The organism is Pseudomonas sp. GW821-FHT09C08 (assembly GCF_059418125.1).
Genome location: NZ_JBWKPG010000003.1, coordinates 238097 through 253441 on the forward strand (window position 1 = coordinate 238097; position 15345 = coordinate 253441).

Sequence of the window (15345 nt, forward strand, 5' to 3'; positions counted from 1 at the left end):
CGGGACTTGGAATGCCCTTTCCACAACAACACAAATCCAACGTGGGAGCGGGCTTGCTCGCGAATGCAGTGGGTCAGTCAACCCATGTGTAGCTGACCGACCGCATTCGCGAGCAAGCCCGCTCCCACATTTAGGGGGGTGTCGTTTTCAAGTTACTCATCTGTTCCAACCTCCCGCGAACGGGTTACCTGCGCCGGCGGAAAATGGCAGGTGAACGTACTGCCATGGCCCAGCACGCTGCTGATTTCCAGGCGCGCACGGTGGCGCAGCAGCACGTGCTTGACGATCGCCAGGCCAAGCCCGGTGCCGCCGGTGTTGGAGTTGCGGCTGGAGTCGACGCGGTAGAAACGTTCGGTCAGGCGCGGCAGGTGCTTGGCGTCGATGCCGATGCCGGAGTCCTGCACGCTCAAGTGCGCGCCGTGCTCGTCGGCCCACCAGCGGATGCGGATATTGCCCTTGTCCTGGGTGTACTTCACGGCGTTGAACACCAGGTTGGAAAACGCGCTGCGCAATTCGCCTTCGCTGCCCTTGAGCAGCACGGCCGGGTCGGCTTCCAGGGTGATCTGCTGCCCGCGTTGGCCGGAGAGCGCCTGGGCGTCATTCTTGATGGTCTGCAACAGGCTCTGCACGGCCACCGGATGGTTATCCGAGGGGTAGTCGGTGGCTTCGAGCTTGGCCAGCAACAGCAGGTCGTTGAGCAGCGTCTGCATGCGTGAACCCTGCTGCTGCATCTGCTGCAGGGCACGGCTCCAGCGCGGGTTGATCTCGTCGACATTGTCCAGCAGCGTCTCCAGGTACCCGCAGATCACCGTCAAGGGCGTGCGCAGTTCGTGGGAGACGTTGGCGACGAAGTCTTTGCGCATCTGTTCCAACTGGTGGATACGCGTCACGTCGCGCACCAGCATCAAGTGCTCGTTGTTGCCGTAGCGCGTCAGGTACAACTGGATCCGTACGCGGTCATTGGTGGGCGAGGGGATTTCCAGGGCTTCTTCGTAGTTTTCCTGCTCGAAGTACTCCTTGAAGCGCGGGTGACGCACCAGGTTGGTCACCGGCTGGCCGCTGTCCTGGGGCGTCTTGAGGCCCAGCAGGGTTTCGGCGGCGCGGTTCCACCATTCCAGGTTGCCGTCGCTGTCGAGCATGATCACCGCGTCTTTGAGCGCGGCGGTGGACTCCTGCACCCGGTCGATCACCGCTTGCAGGCGCCCGCGCACCCGTTGGTCGCGGCGTTGCAGGTGGTAGATGCTGTCGAACACCTCGCCCCACAAGCCGTAGCCGTCGGGTGGCGCTTCGTCGGGTTTGTGCTGGCGCAGCCATTCATGCAGGCGCAGCAATTGCTTGAGGGTCCAGCCCAGGTACAAGGCAATGCCGACTGCCAGGCTCCAGCCGTAATAACCACTCACCAGGCCCACCAACAGGCAGCCGGTGATCAGCAAAAGCATGTGACGGATCAGGGTGCCATGCCAGTTTTGGTTCACAATCGGTCCTTCGCACAGTGAAAAGTTTCAAGCTGCAAGCTTCAAGTCAGAGCAGATCAGCTTCTACTTGCCGCTTGTAGCTGAGAGCTTGCAGCTGCTTTCAACCCTTGGTGGAAAACCGATAACCGGTGCCGCGCACGGTTTGTACCAGATTCTCGTAGGCATCGCCCAAGGCTTTGCGCAGGCGGCGGATATGCACGTCCACAGTGCGCTCTTCGACATACACGTTGCCGCCCCACACCTGGTCGAGCAACTGGCCACGGGTGTAGGCACGCTCCTGGTGGGTCATGAAGAATTGCAGCAGGCGGTATTCAGTCGGACCCATCTCGGCTGGCTTGCCGTCGATGGTCACGCGGTGGCTGATCGGGTCCAGCAGCAGGCCGCCGACTTCGATCGGTGCTTCACCATCGGTAGGGCCGGCGCGCCGCAGTACGGCTTTGAGGCGAGCGACCAGTTCGCGGGGGGAAAACGGCTTGGTGATGTAGTCGTCGGCGCCGACTTCCAGGCCCTGGATCTTGTTGTCTTCCTCGCCCTTGGCCGTGAGCATGATGATCGGGATGTCCCCGGTCAGCTCATCGCGCTTGAGGCGGCGGGCCAGTTCGATACCGGAGGTGCCGGGCAGCATCCAGTCCAGCAGGATCAGGTCCGGCTTGCGGTCGACGATAATGGCATGGGCCTGCTGGGAGTTCTCCGCCTCCAGGCAGTCATAGCCGGCCATTTCCAACGCAACGGCGATCATCTCGCGAATGGGCGCTTCGTCGTCAACGATCAGAATGCTCCTGCCAACCATGCCTAAAATCCTCTTGTCATTTAACTGTCTTGCGCCGCATTAGATAACGGAATTATTGCAGTCGTGTGACAGTAATTTAGTCGCTTGGGCAATTCGCGCCTCTCTGGACTACGCTTTGGGTCCGAATCCTTACAACCAAAAAAGGAAGGTTCCGATGACTTACAGCACAATTTCCTGGAAAGCCCTGCTGGTCACGGCGGCGTTGACGCTGCCGACCCTGGCATTCGCGGCGGAGCCGGCGATGACTAAAGACGGGATGCTTGTCGACCACAAGGGCTTGACCCTCTACACCTTCGACAAGGATGCCGACGGCAAATCCGTGTGCAAGGATCAATGCGCGACCAACTGGCCGCCGCTGAAGGCGGATTCCACCGACAAGTCGACCGGCGATTGGACGGTCATCACCCGTGACGACCAGACCAGCCAATGGGCCTACAAAGGCAAGCCGGTCTACACCTACAAGGATGACAAAAAGGCTGGTGACAAGACCGGTGATGGCAAGGGCGGCGCGTGGCACATCATCAAGCCGTAAGGTAATCCTGTCGCGGGCGGGCCTGTTGTGGTGAGCGGGCTTGCCCCGCGTTGGGCTGCGCAGCAGCCCCAGTAGAAACTACTGCGGTATTTCAGGAATAACGCGTCGCCAGGTTTTGGGGGGGCTTCGCACCCCAACGCGGGGCAAGCCCGCTCGCCACATCAAGCTCCATCGCCCTGACAGCCCGGCTCACCGCAATGCGTAATCCGCCACAATCCCGACAAATATCGCCAACCCGGCCCAGTGGTTGTGCAAGAACGCCTTGAAGCATTTGAGGCGGTCCCTGTCGCGGGTGTACCAGAACTCCCAGGCAAAACAGCCTGCCGCCGCCAACAATCCCAAGTGGAACCAGCCACCCAGCTCAAACCTTGCGCCGGCGAGCAACAGGCACACCAGTGCCAGGCCCTGCAGGGTCAGGATGATCACGCGGTCCGCATCGCCAAACAGAATGGCGGTGGATTTCACGCCGATCTTCAAGTCGTCGTCACGGTCCGTCATTGCGTAATAGGTGTCGTAACCCACCGTCCACAGCAGGTTGGCGATATACAGCAGCCACGCAGTGGCCGGCAGGTGGCCGGTCTCGGCGGTGAACGCCATCGGCATGCCCCAGGAAAACGCCGCGCCCAGCACCACCTGCGGGTAATAGGTGTAGCGCTTCATGAACGGGTAGCTCGCCGCCAAGGCCAGGCCGCCCAGGGACAGCAGGATGGTGGTGGCGTTGGTCAGCAGTACCAGCAGGAAACTGATGCCCATCAGCACCGCGAAAAACACCAGCGCCTCTTTCGAGCTGATCTTGCCGCTGACCAGCGGGCGTTGCTCGGTGCGCTTCACATGGCCGTCGACCTTGCGGTCGGCCCAGTCATTGATCACGCAGCCGCCGGCCCGGGTCAGCACCACGCCCAGCACGAAAATCACGATATTGCCCAAGGACGGCGAGCCCTTGCCGGCGATCCACAGCGCCCACAGTGTCGGCCACAGCAGCAGGTAGATGCCGATGGGCTTGTCCATGCGCGTCAACTGAATGAAATCCCAGGCCCTGGGGTTCAGGCGGTTCAGGGACTTGAGCAGACGTTGGTACATCAGCAGTTCTCCGGATGATCATGCAGCGCCTGCCAGAAGCTCGGCAGGAAGATTTCCGCCACCAACACGCTCAGCGGCCCGCGATCAAAGCGCGAGCGACGTGCCCACAGCCCGTCGACCTGGTCCGCGGTGGGCAGCCATGGGCGAGGGTAGCGGCATACTTCGATGGCCTGGCGGGTGAACGCATGGTCGCAGAACAACAGTTCGCCGAGCGAACGGCTGCCGAGTTCGTCCATGTGCAGCCCGTCGCCCTGCAGTGCGCTGCGGGCCGCGACGCTGCGGGCGAACACCCACGGCTGGCCGTGCCCGCGCAAATACACTTCGCGTACCCAGCCGATCGTGGCCGGGGCCAGGCCCAATGCGGCACATTCATCGTCGCGCAGCGGCTGCCAGCCTTCGAACAGCGGCGTCACGCTGAAGCCGTCGTCGGACAGCCACGTCAGCCGGCGCGTGAGCGAGCCTTCGTCGAACAGCCAATCGAGGGTCAAGGGTGCAGGCGCTGGGACCAGAAGGCTCTGGGTCAGCCATTGGCAAGCATCGGGAAGGGCGATTGAGTGCGGCACAGTGAGTCAGTATTGGCAGCAAAAGAGGCGGCGAGCTTACCATGGCATCCTGAGCTTTTGCCGGGCGGAACCCGCCGTTTGCGTCGATCATGCTTGCATCTGCCGGCCCCGATCAGTACAAAACGCCCTGAGCCGCACGGCAACGTTGGTCTATCGACCGTCGGCCAAGATGCCTGGACCCTGAGGAAGCAAGTAATGAAGAAGTGGCAATGTGTAGTCTGCGGCCTGATCTATGACGAGAAAGACGGCTGGCCGGATGACGGAATTCTGCCTGGCACCCGTTGGGAAGACGTCCCGGAAGATTGGCTGTGCCCGGACTGCGGCGTGGGCAAGATGGATTTCGAAATGATCGAAATCGGCTGATCTGAACATTTAAGAAACGTACTACAAGGAGAAAGGAATGAACGCACCTGTCGTGATCATCGGCACAGGATTGGCCGGTTACAACGTGGCCCGGGAGTTTCGCAAGCTCGACAGCGAGACCCCGTTGCTGCTGATCACTGCGGATGACGGCCGCTCCTACTCCAAGCCCATGCTCTCCACCGGCTTTGGCAAGAACAAGGAAGCCGATGGCCTGAGCATGGCCGAACCGGGTGCCATGGCCGAACAACTCAAGGCCGAGGTGCGCACTCACACCCGCGTCAGCGGCATCGACCCCGGCCACAAGCGCCTGTGGATCGGCGAGGAAGCCGTGGCCTATCGCGACCTGATCCTGGCCTGGGGCGCCGAAACCGTGCGCGTGCCGGTCGAAGGCGATGCGGGCGAGCTGGTGTTCCCGATCAACGACCTCGAGGACTACGCGCGCTTTCGGGCTGCCGCTGCCGGCAAGCGCCGCGTGCTGCTGCTTGGCGCCGGGTTGATCGGTTGCGAATTCGCCAACGACCTGATCCTTGGCGGCTATGAAATCGACCTGGTGGCGCCGTGCGAGCAAGTCATGCCGACCTTGCTGCACCCGGCGGCAGCCGCGGCCGTGCAGGCCGGGCTCGAGAGCCTGGGCGCACGCTTCCATCTCGGCCCGGTGCTCAATCGCCTGCAGCGCAGCGCGGACGGCCTGGAAGCGCACCTGTCCGACGGTGAAGTGATCCACTGCGACCTGGTGGTCTCGGCCATCGGCCTGCGCCCGCGCGTCGACCTGGCGGCGGCTGCCGGCTTGCAGATCAATCGCGGGATCATGGTCGACCGCCACCTCAAGACCTCCCACGCCAATATCTACGCCTTGGGCGACTGCGCCGAAGTCGACGGTCTCAACCTGCTGTACGTGATGCCACTGATGAGCTGCGCCCGTGCCCTGGCCCAGACCCTGGCCGGCAACGCCACGGCGGTCAGCTACGGCCCGATGCCGGTCACCGTCAAGACGCCGGTCTGCCCGCTGGTGGTGTCGCCACCGCCACGCGGCACCGAAGGCGTGTGGAGCGTTGAAGGGCAGGGGGCCGACATCAAGGCCTTGTGCCGCGACGCCAGTGGCCGCCTGCTGGGTTATGCCCTGACCGGCAGCGCCGTGATGGACAAACTGGCCCTCAACAAAGAACTTCCGCCTTTGCTGGCGTAAATACCGGTCGTTCTGTCGGAATAAGCACGTTTTTGTGCCCAGAAAGGTCGCCGCGAGACTGGCGGAGCGTGCGAGGGCATGCCATCCTCACTCCCGTCTGCCGCAGAGTAGAGCCTGCGGCGCCTTGGGCGCTGCTCCAGAAGAGAGCAGCACGGACATAACAACAAAAAACCGTCAAAGAGGCTTCACTTATGCGTAAACCAGAACTCGCAGCCGCTATTGCAGAAAAAGCAGACCTGACCAAAGAACAGGCCAACCGCGTACTCAACGCCGTACTCGAAGAAATCACCGGCGCGCTGCATCGCAAGGACAGCGTCACCCTGGTTGGCTTCGGCACCTTCCTGCAACGCCACCGCGGCGCCCGCACCGGCAAGAACCCGCAAACCGGTGAGCCGGTGAAGATCAAGGCGAGCAACACCGTTGCGTTCAAGCCGGGCAAGTCGCTCAAAGACAGCGTCAACCCGTAATAGCGATACCGTCTCGTAGGGAGGCGGGGCGGTAAAAAAGATGGGCACGCCGACTGGGTCGGGTGCCCATTTTTTATTGGATTAAACAAGACGGTAATGCAATCTGCCCCGTCCGCCTTGTCATAGACAGCTTTTTATCTGGAGCTTTCTGATGAGTCTTCATTTGAATGGCGTGAGCTTTTCTAATCCGATCTTGCCAATGATTTCATTGATTCTGGCGACGTTTTCTTCGATATCGGCTTTTATCTTTTCGCGCGGGTAATGTTCGGGTTTATCAAAGAACTGAATTTTTAACAGGCTCATCAGGTAAGTGACACGTTGATTGCCCTCTGTCACAAAGTCGCCTTCGTTCTCCGCGTCCTGGATTTTGTCCAGGCTCAAGGTCTCGCCTCTTACAAAGCGTTCATGGGTGTTGCGCTTCACCGTGACTTGCAGCTCGTTTCCGGTGTTCAGCGCCGCCAATACACGAGCAAGCGCATCCGCGTACACGGGCTCATCACCGCGCTCCCTCGCCAGGGCGCCGTTGAGTACCAGTGACGCCTCGATCCAGACCCAATAGTCATAGTTATTTTCAAAAGGGATTTTGCTCAGCGGTGCAGTGAGCTGCTCGGCCAGGTCTTTTTCATTGATGACGTACAACAGGTAAGCCAGACGGGTCAGCGATTCGATACGTGACTTCTGGGTTTTATTGTATTCGGCTGCCACTTTCGACACGCGGTCTGCCAATGGGCCGCTGGCAGCAGAGAGTGAATCAAGTGCTTCTGTGATCTGCATGGAAATCTCCAATCGGTTACTTCACGACTATTTTTACTCGGGTCCCGTCGTCATAGCCGCTCAGGGCATGCGCGATCGAGGAGCCTGCGCCTCGGTTGTCGCTAGGGTCGATGTACCTGACGCTAGCCCCTTTGCCACCTTCTGTCTGCCGCAGAGTAGAGCCTGCGGCGCCTTGGGCGCTGCTCCAGAAGAGAGCAGCACGGACATGAAAAACCCGTCAAAGAGGCTTCACTTATGCGTAAACCAGACCTCGCAGCCGCTATTGCAGAAAAAGCAGACCTGACCAAAGAACAGGCCAACCGCGTACTCAACGCCGTGCTCGAAGAAATCACCGGCGCGCTGCATCGCAAGGACAACGTCACCCTGGTTGGCTTCGGCACCTTCCTGCAACGCCACCGCGGCGCCCGCACCGGCAAGAACCCGCAAACCGGTGAGCCGGTGAAGATCAAGGCGAGCAACACCGCTGCGTTCAAGCCGGGCAAGTCGCTCAAAGACAGCGTCAACCCGTAATAGCGATACCGTCTCGTAGGGAGGCGGGGCGGTAAAAAAGATGGGCACGCCGACTGCGTCGGGTGCCCATTTTTTGTAGGCTGGAGAATGTAAAGGTCCAGTAGTAGGCACCCCGGTTATAGCTCCCCCCAAGGATCGAATTTATAACTGGCATCCAACGGTATGAACTCAAGCCCAAAGAGCGCCTTGGATTCGAACATCGCCTTGAACTCAGCGGAGCAGACGGTTTCGTTAATATCCGTGCATAGAAACAAGTGTTGATGAATACCTGGTTTTATTTTGAATGATTCGATGGATTCAAAAACTATTGCGGGTACATCACTTTCTTCTGGAGTCTTGAGTTTGCCGGTGTATTTATCGCGGTCGATGGTAAATATCGAATGCTCAAGGTCAAGCAGGCTGAGTCGGGTGGTCGGAACAAACAGGTTGTAGTGCTTTTCGGGTGCCTTTTTGCCTTTTAATTCTATCTCGACCGTGCGCGTGATATGAGGAACCTCAAGTGTTTCGCAGATGTTCAAGACTGCATCTGTCGCCAGCAACTCCTCAATCATGAGGTCCGCCTTCAACTCCTTGATCTTGGCTTTGACTTTATAAGCGCTAGCAAACTCACGTTCATCCGGTGTTTCTGAAGGGTAATGAAACTCCGGAACGGGAGGGATCCAGTCCGACTCAAAGAAACTGGGAGCATCCGCCCCGTTGGTGTGGTAATTCACGATGAAGAAATCAGCGCTGGCGCCGGTCATAAAAGTCGTCCTGTCACTGCATCAGTTTTGAAGAGGCCATTCTGCAGCCCGCCGCTCGCCCATTTCTGGATGTTCGAGACTTCCAGTGCAAGGTCCATGTCAGATAGCCCGGCTTGTTGTTTGTTCAAACCCCTGAGTCTATCCCTGACGGCATCGGTGTAATTGTTATGGTTCGACCAATGCCCAGGAAGCTGCGTTTTAGCGGCGAGGTCCTTTGATCCTGGCAGGAAAACACCATTGGAGGCGCCATCTGGGTCCCAACCTATCTTTTTCAGCCTGGAGAACATTTTGCCGAACTCTTTGTGCTTGATCAGCTCTTCGGGTATCAAGTGATGGTTGGCCATACCGTCACCTTTGCGAGCCCCCATATTTTTGCCCAGCTTCGTCGAGCACCAGCCTAGTGGGTCACTCCAGCCCAGAGGATTGGTGGCGTACTGGTAGAGGTTAATGCCGCCCAGTAATCCAACCGGGTCTTCTGTGGTGAATCTGCCGACATCGGGGTCATAAAAGCGGAACGTGTTGTAGTGCAGTCCGGTTTCCCGGTCGAGATACTGGCCTTGGAAGCGAATATTCTGATCTTCCAGATAATAGGGCTCGCGTTCTTCACTCACGGTATTGCCCCATACCTGATAGATCGCTTTCCAGACGATGCTGCCATCGCTCTCGGTCAATTGCTCAGGCAAGCCATTGAGGTCGTTGTGGTAATAACGGATCTTTTTGTGCGCGCCCAGTCCATCGACTCGCGCCAAAGGCTCGTGTCCTTGATTGAGATATACATAGAGGCTACTGCGCCCATTTTGTCGCTCTGAGAGCAGCCGCAGACCGTCCCAGGTGAAGCTGACTTGGCTCAAGGTATAACCATTGCGATCTTGTTCGGTTTTTTCAATACGCCGGTCTAGCGGGTCGTAGGCCATCCGAACCACATGGCCCTTTTCATTGCGTACTTCTATCAGGCGGCTTTCGGCGTCATAGCTGAATCTTTGTACACCGTATCGTCCGCTACGCTTTTCGATTATTCGGCCGAAGCCGTCATAGCGATAACGCTTGTCTTGAAAGCTGACCAATCTGTTGTGGAGCACCTTTTCCTGGCTTGAATGGGCGCTGTCGAGCAAGTTGGCTGCTGCGTCATAGGCAAAGGTCTCACGGGTGCCGTACAAAGGGTCTTGGCTCGCGATAAGGCGGTCAGTTGCGTCGTAATGAAACAGTTTTTGATGGCGTACAGAGGGCCTCTGGTCCAGCTTTCCGATCAAATTGTCAGCAGGGTCGTAGTCAAACTGTCTTTGCGTATCGGGTGGCAACAAGACGGGCTGGCTGTCATGACGGCGTGTGCGAGCACGTAAGCGGCCCACAGGATCGTAGTCGCTGTGCGTACTGAGCTGGCCCTGAGTGCGCAATACTTCACGATGGAGTCGGTCACGCTCGAAGTCACTGATCAACTCGCCGTCAAGATTGATCTGGTGCAAATGACCGCTGCCGTAGTAGAGGCGGTTGAGCCAGCGGCCATCAGGCAACTGGGTTTGTATCAGATTGCCGAGTTCATCATAGCGATGGTGAAGACTGCCAGAGGCACTGTGTTCCTCAAGCAGATGGCCGAGCGCGTTGTAGGCAAAACCAAGGCTCTGTTCAACGCCCGACGCATCCTTGAACGTGACGGCGCTGAGTTGGCTCAGTGGGTCGTACTGGTATTCGGTGCGGCCGTCATCTGTGACTTTTGCGATTAACCGGCCAACAGCGTCGCGTTCCAATTGGTGAATGATCGGTGCTTCAGGTGCTTGGGCGACAATTGCGAGCCCGGTGCCATAAGGCGCTGGCGTGGATGTCACTCGGATCAGGTTGTCCAGCCCATCGTAGGCGTAGGATTTTGTGCCACCGTCGAGGCCTTGTTGTTGGATCATCCGATCGCACGCATCCCAGGTGAACCGATAGCGCTCACCATTTTCGTTGCTCAACGACTGTAGCCGGCCGAACGTGTCGTAGCCCAGGCTAACTTGGCGACCCTGTGCATCAGTACGTAGGCAGACCTGGCCCCTACGATTGTGTTGGTAAAGGGTACTGTGCCCGGCAGGGTCTGTATGACCCAACAGTAGGCCGGAACTGTCGCGCTGAAAATATTCGGTTCGCCCGTCCGGAAATTGCTTGCTGATCAGCCGACCCTGGCGGTCATGCTTGAACTGCGTCCGTTCGCCCATTGCATTGGTGATCACCTGCAAGTACCCATGTCGGTCGTAGCCAAAGCGAGTCGGGAATCCCGAGCAATCCAAGTGGTCGGTCAGTTGCCCGAGCGTATTCCATTTCAACTGTTTGCTTTTGCCGGTCGCATCAGTGACCTCCACCACCAGGCCTTGTGCGTTGTAGCGATACCGGGTCGTATGACCCAGCGGGTCGGTCTCGGCGACACAGTTACCGCGCTGATCATAGCGATACTGCCAGGTGTTGCCGGCGGCGTCGGTTTGTGTGCGCGGCAGCGACCAATGCTCCAGCCAACGCGTGGATACGCTACGCCCGAGTGGATCCGTCTCAGCCGTGAGGTTGCCGGACTCATCGTAGCTGTATTGGTAGCGCCCCCCTTGAGGGTCCGTGGCGCTCAGTAACTGACGCTCGTCGTTCCACTCAAAAAGCCAGGTTTTATCCAGATTGTCGGTGAACGCGATTATCTGATGCTGTGCATTCCACTGACGAGTACTGATACGTTGCAGGCTGTCTGTGACGCGTGTGATGCCCTTTTGCAAGTCATAATCGAATTGGTAGGCGTCGCCCTCGTCAGTCCAGTGCCGTACCACTCGCCATTCAGTGTTGTCGACGAGCCCCCACTCATAAAAGCAGCGCAGGCCGGTAGGCAGCTGGTGTTCAATCATCCTGCGCCCGGCGTCGTAGGCAAAGCGGCGCTGAACCTCGCCGGACGCGTTGCTCACTTGCACCAATTCACCTATCGCGTCGTAGCGGTAGCTGACGAGGACCTCGCGCGACTGGTCGGTGTACAGGCGTTCGATTCGCTCCAGGCGACTCTGGGCGTAAACCAGCTCAACCTGGACCTGACTTGATGTGTCCACGAGGCGCGCAATGCGACCATCCTCGTGGTAGCCAACGAAAATCCGGTTGTCATTGCGATCCCCCAACTGACTCAACCGAAGGTGCGTGGTCGAACCTGGCGTGAGATCGAACAGGCGATACAATCCGTCATCGCTCTCGATCAATAACTGACCGTTGTGATGACGCCTGAAGCTAAGCACTTCTGCAGGGCTGAACATTGCGCTGCCTGGCGCAAGCGAGCCCAGGCTGATACGCCGTCCTTGCTCATCTGTGTAGATCAGCTCCTCGCCGCCTTCAGGGTGCATCAAAATTTCGACGCTCACCTCATAGGCAACGCTCCAGCCCGCGCCGAAGAGCCCTGTCTTGCGCATATCGTGGCTGTTATAGACGCGCTGCCAGGCCATGGGTAACGCACCTGGCAGTACAAAATCCAGTTCATTCTGGCCGCCCAGTATTTTGGCGCCTGTCGCGGCATGCACAGGGTTAAGTGAAGACATTGCGGCGTTAGTCATGGCGCCGATGGCCTGGCTTACGGCAAAGGAACTGACACCGCCGAGCAACATGCACGGCAAATTACTCAGCGTCTTGCCCTTGGCTCCTTTAAGCATCATCAATGCTTCAATTGCCAACCCCACTCCTGGGGTTTTCCCGCTGCGGATCTCCTGCACCACCACCGTGCCGCCGCCAATCGTGACATTCGGCGAGATCAGCCCCGACGACACCACAGTCGCCTCGCACATGCTGCGATCACCGCTGCGCACGGCGGGTTGCCCATTGATGGTGACCTTGTCCGAACCCTCGGCCAGGAGCTGCGGCGGCATCGGTGGGTGGCGGGCACACAGGACCATGTCGGTAAGCGCCGGTACCACGCCCGGTGCAGGCGTGGCGACGGTGGGCCGCCATAGCTGGGAGAAGAAACCCTCGGCCATGTCAAGGAAGCCAGGCTCGGGTTGTGGCTCGGGGTCGGGCTCAGGCGGTGCCTGCTCAAGCTCCGTGCCTGCGGGAGCCACGTGCGAGGCGATCGACCCTGCAGCACGCGCAGCCGGAATGCTGTTGACGAAAGTGTCGGTCGAACCCACCGCAATCGTGGCTTCCACCACGGGCGGGAACAGCGCGTTGGCGAAACTCTCGCACATCTTACTGAGGCCCTTGTCGGCCCCTGTCTTGCTCATGGCCATACCGACCACGATGCCCACCACTGCACCGAGGATGCAGCCACCGATACCTGCGGTGGCGACGGTGACGCCAATCGCCGCCGCCACCGCCGCAGTCGCCAGTGCCGTGATCGCCACGTTGGCCGCCACCTCCAGCACCCCACCCAGGATATCGGCCATCATCGAGGTGTGGGTCAGCGCATCGCCCATCCGGGCCGCCCATAACGCGTCAGACATGCAGGCAACTCATCAGGAAACAGCGTCGAACGACAGCGAGTTTTTGATCAATGCCCAGTGCGCCGCCTCGGCATCCCCAAGCGTGTCTGCCTTCACATAACTCAAGGCGAGCATCTTGCGCGTGCCCGGTATCACCAATGCCAGCTGATACTGGAAAACCTTGTCATTGCCCTTGTTGAACTGGCTGCGCAGCTCGATGCCTTGCACCTCTTGGGCGGCGCCCAAACGCACATCGACCCCCGGTTGGTAGCGCAGATCCTGCACCTGTTTTTCCAGGCGCTGGAGTTGGTCATTGAAGTTGCTGTGCAGGGTTTCACCCTCGGCGAGCAGGCTGCGGCTGACGATCAGGGAGGTCCCCAATTCAGGGAACTTGAGGATATTGATGGTCGCGTCCTGCAGCTCGCTGGCGGGCAGTTGAAACTGGAATTCGTTAATTCGATACGTCATGAAAACAGGTCTCGTCAGGAGCTTTTAGGCGCGGGGAACGCGGCTTTGATGTTGGCGTCGATGGCGCTTTTCTGGCCTTGGCCATCGGGTGTGGCGCCGGGGCCGCCGCCGTTGTTCAGGTGCAGCACGCCGCCGGTGTTGAATTCGGCATCACCGCTGGCGTAGAAGCTGATTTGCACGCCGGTCAGGTTGATCTGCCCGCTCGCGTTCAACTCCAGGATGCTTTCACCGCAGACCAGGCGCAGGTTTTCGCCCACTTCAATCACGTAGCTCTGGCTGATGCTGTCGGTCTTTCTCTGGCCTACCGAGAGGATGTCTTGCTGCTTGACGATGCGCAGGCGGTTATTGCCAATCGTCACCGTCTCGTTGTGGCCAATACTTTTGTTACGGTCATGCCCCACCGAGTGGCTTTCATCCACCTCCACCACGATGTCCTGGTTACGCTCGGCATGGATGTACAGCTGCTCCAGGCCCTTCTTGTCCTCCATACGGATTTCATTGAAGTTGGCCGGCGTGCCGCCCTTGCTCGAGCGGCTTTTCATGCCGCTCTGGGTCGCGTTTTCCGGCAGGTCGTAGGGCACCGTCTGCTCGGCGTTGTAGACGCGTCCGGTAATGATCGGCCGGTCCGGGTCACCTTCCAGAAAGCTCACAATCACTTCCTGGCCGATCCTTGGGATCTGCATCGAGCCCCAATTCTTGCCGGCCCAGGATTGCGACACGCGAATCCAGCAAGAGCTGTTTTCGTTGGATTGGTCGTGGCGGTCCCAGTAGAAGTGCACCTTCACGCGGCCGTACTGGTCGGTCCAGATTTCTTCGCCTTTAGGGCCGACCACCAGCGCGGTTTGCGGGCCCTTGACGATTGGGCGGTGGGTGTTGGCCAGTGGCCGGAAGCTTTGTTGCGCGTCGATGCAGGTCAGGCTGCTTTCGAACTGTGCAGACCCCGAGCCGCCGCCGCTTTCCAGGCTTTCCTGGACGATGTAGTAACGGCAGCCGACGATCAGGTATTCGCGGTTCTGGTCCTGGCGGCTGAAGCCGGTAAGGCTGAACAGGTGACCCGAACCCAGGCCACGGGCATTGCCGCTGAACTCGATCTGTTCATGCAGGGTTTGCAGGGCTTCGATCCGGGTGCGGGCGTAGTGTTCGCCGTCTGCGCTTTGCACGTAGGTGCCGGGATAGTCATACAACGGGTAGTCGCCGGCGGTGTGCGGGCGCGGCATTGCCGAGCGCACGTCGATGCTGGCGCTGGGGCGCTGGAAGTCGTAGTCGTTGAGTTCCAGCGAGCCCGGTTGTACTTCCTGCGCCAGGTGCCAGTTGTGCATATGGTCGCGTTCGCGCTGCTGCTCGTCCTTGGGGTAGTACGGGATCGACGCGTAGCCGGGCACCGTGGCGTGGGCGCCGTAGGCGTCGGCCAGCACCAGCACGTGGCGATCCTGTTCGTGGCGGAAGAAGTAGTAGATGCCTTCCTGTTCCATCAGGCGGCTGACGAAATCGAAACTGGTCTCGCGGTACTGCACGCAGTATTCCCACTCGCGGTACGGCCGGCTCAGGGCGTCCTCGAAGTCGGAAAAACCCAGGTCGCGAAACACCTGCTTGATGATCTGCGGGATGCTCAGGTTCTGGAAAATCCGGCAGTCCGAAGTGCGGCTCAGCAGCCACAGCCATGGGCGCAACGTCACCTGGTAGCTGGCGAACTGGCCCTGGTCGATATTCTGGCTGCAGCGCGCGACGATGCCGTGAAAGTGTCGCTCGCCACCGTCCGCCAACTGCAGGCCGACGCTCATCGGCTTGCCCAGCAACTGGTTGAGGTCGATGTTGGCGTCCAGCGAGGTCAGTTGCAGCTCGTAGTTGAACAACCGGCCCAACTCTTCACCGCCGCCCATTTCATTGAGCAGCAGCACATCCGGCCCGAGGGGGCTGGTGATCTTGGCCAGGCGTGTGGCTTGGTTGAATAGCATCGGTTAACCCGTAAATGACTTAATAACTGAAGAAACCGA

The 15345-nt window shown here is 59.3% G+C and carries 14 protein-coding genes; 5 read left to right on the forward strand and 9 right to left on the reverse strand.

The features are described 5' to 3' along the window. Window positions 1-152 precede the first annotated feature (152 nt). Both phoR and phoB read right to left on the reverse strand, forming a co-directional pair. Window positions 153-1439: a phosphate regulon sensor histidine kinase PhoR gene (gene phoR / locus AC07OJ_RS12105; protein ID WP_216864248.1), complete on the reverse strand. Its 1287-nt coding sequence runs from the start codon at window positions 1437-1439 to the stop codon at window positions 153-155. Between the two features lie 136 nt (window positions 1440-1575). Next, on the reverse strand, window positions 1576-2265 hold the full coding sequence (phoB, locus tag AC07OJ_RS12110) for a phosphate regulon transcriptional regulator PhoB (protein WP_003176964.1): 690 nt from the start codon (window positions 2263-2265) through the stop codon (window positions 1576-1578). 154 nt (window positions 2266-2419) lie between these two features. On the opposite strand from phoB, the gene AC07OJ_RS12115 reads away from it, so the two are divergent. Continuing rightward, window positions 2420-2797: a COG4315 family predicted lipoprotein gene (locus AC07OJ_RS12115; protein ID WP_065902547.1), complete on the forward strand. Its 378-nt coding sequence runs from the start codon at window positions 2420-2422 to the stop codon at window positions 2795-2797. Window positions 2798-2986: 189 nt separating this feature from the next. Here the strand turns inward: AC07OJ_RS12115 and ubiA are convergent, their stop codons facing one another. Together ubiA and AC07OJ_RS12125 are read right to left on the reverse strand one after the other, a co-directional pair. Beyond that, window positions 2987-3877 carry a 4-hydroxybenzoate octaprenyltransferase gene (gene ubiA / locus AC07OJ_RS12120; protein ID WP_065902545.1) on the reverse strand — a complete coding sequence of 297 codons (891 nt, stop codon included), beginning with the start codon at window positions 3875-3877 and terminating at the stop codon, window positions 2987-2989. After that, complete coding sequence (locus tag AC07OJ_RS12125; RefSeq protein ID WP_495094591.1) at window positions 3877-4440, reverse strand: chorismate--pyruvate lyase family protein; 564 nt, start codon at window positions 4438-4440, stop codon at window positions 3877-3879. Before AC07OJ_RS12125 ends, ubiA begins: the two co-directional genes overlap by 1 nt. A gap of 195 nt (window positions 4441-4635) precedes the next feature. On the opposite strand from AC07OJ_RS12125, the gene AC07OJ_RS12130 reads away from it, so the two are divergent. From AC07OJ_RS12130 to AC07OJ_RS12140, 3 genes are all read left to right on the forward strand, one after another. Next, window positions 4636-4803 (forward strand): rubredoxin, encoded by a 168-nt coding sequence (locus tag AC07OJ_RS12130; protein WP_015886569.1) that lies wholly within the window; start codon window positions 4636-4638, stop codon window positions 4801-4803. 37 nt (window positions 4804-4840) lie between these two features. Beyond that, a complete protein-coding gene (locus AC07OJ_RS12135; protein ID WP_065902543.1) occupies window positions 4841-5989 on the forward strand; it encodes an NAD(P)/FAD-dependent oxidoreductase in 1149 nt (382 codons plus the stop codon). Between the two features lie 191 nt (window positions 5990-6180). Next, window positions 6181-6456 carry an HU family DNA-binding protein gene (locus tag AC07OJ_RS12140; RefSeq protein WP_003213368.1) on the forward strand — a complete coding sequence of 92 codons (276 nt, stop codon included), beginning with the start codon at window positions 6181-6183 and terminating at the stop codon, window positions 6454-6456. Window positions 6457-6615: 159 nt separating this feature from the next. Here AC07OJ_RS12140 and AC07OJ_RS12145 read toward each other — a convergent pair whose 3' ends face one another. Further along, window positions 6616-7230 (reverse strand): DUF6707 family protein, encoded by a 615-nt coding sequence (locus AC07OJ_RS12145; RefSeq protein ID WP_495094592.1) that lies wholly within the window; start codon window positions 7228-7230, stop codon window positions 6616-6618. A 234-nt stretch (window positions 7231-7464) separates the two neighbouring features. On the opposite strand from AC07OJ_RS12145, the gene AC07OJ_RS12150 reads away from it, so the two are divergent. Beyond that, window positions 7465-7740, forward strand: coding sequence for an HU family DNA-binding protein (locus AC07OJ_RS12150; RefSeq protein ID WP_495094593.1), 276 nt, complete (start codon window positions 7465-7467; stop codon window positions 7738-7740). A gap of 116 nt (window positions 7741-7856) precedes the next feature. On the opposite strand, the gene AC07OJ_RS12155 is transcribed toward AC07OJ_RS12150, so the two are convergent. The 4 genes from AC07OJ_RS12155 to AC07OJ_RS12170 are packed head-to-tail and all read right to left on the reverse strand — an operon-like array spanning window position 7857 to window position 15306. After that, window positions 7857-8483: a hypothetical protein gene (locus AC07OJ_RS12155; protein ID WP_065902541.1), complete on the reverse strand. Its 627-nt coding sequence runs from the start codon at window positions 8481-8483 to the stop codon at window positions 7857-7859. Next, on the reverse strand, window positions 8480-12904 hold the full coding sequence (locus AC07OJ_RS12160; protein WP_495094594.1) for an RHS repeat-associated core domain-containing protein: 4425 nt from the start codon (window positions 12902-12904) through the stop codon (window positions 8480-8482). The genes AC07OJ_RS12155 and AC07OJ_RS12160 overlap by 4 nt, the downstream gene beginning before the upstream one ends. Window positions 12905-12916: 12 nt before the next feature. Then, entirely contained in the window at window positions 12917-13351 is a 435-nt protein-coding gene (locus AC07OJ_RS12165; protein WP_065902540.1) for a DcrB-related protein, read from the reverse strand. A gap of 14 nt (window positions 13352-13365) precedes the next feature. Then, complete coding sequence (locus tag AC07OJ_RS12170) at window positions 13366-15306, reverse strand: type VI secretion system Vgr family protein (protein WP_065902539.1); 1941 nt, start codon at window positions 15304-15306, stop codon at window positions 13366-13368. Between the last annotated feature and the right edge of the window lie 39 nt (window positions 15307-15345).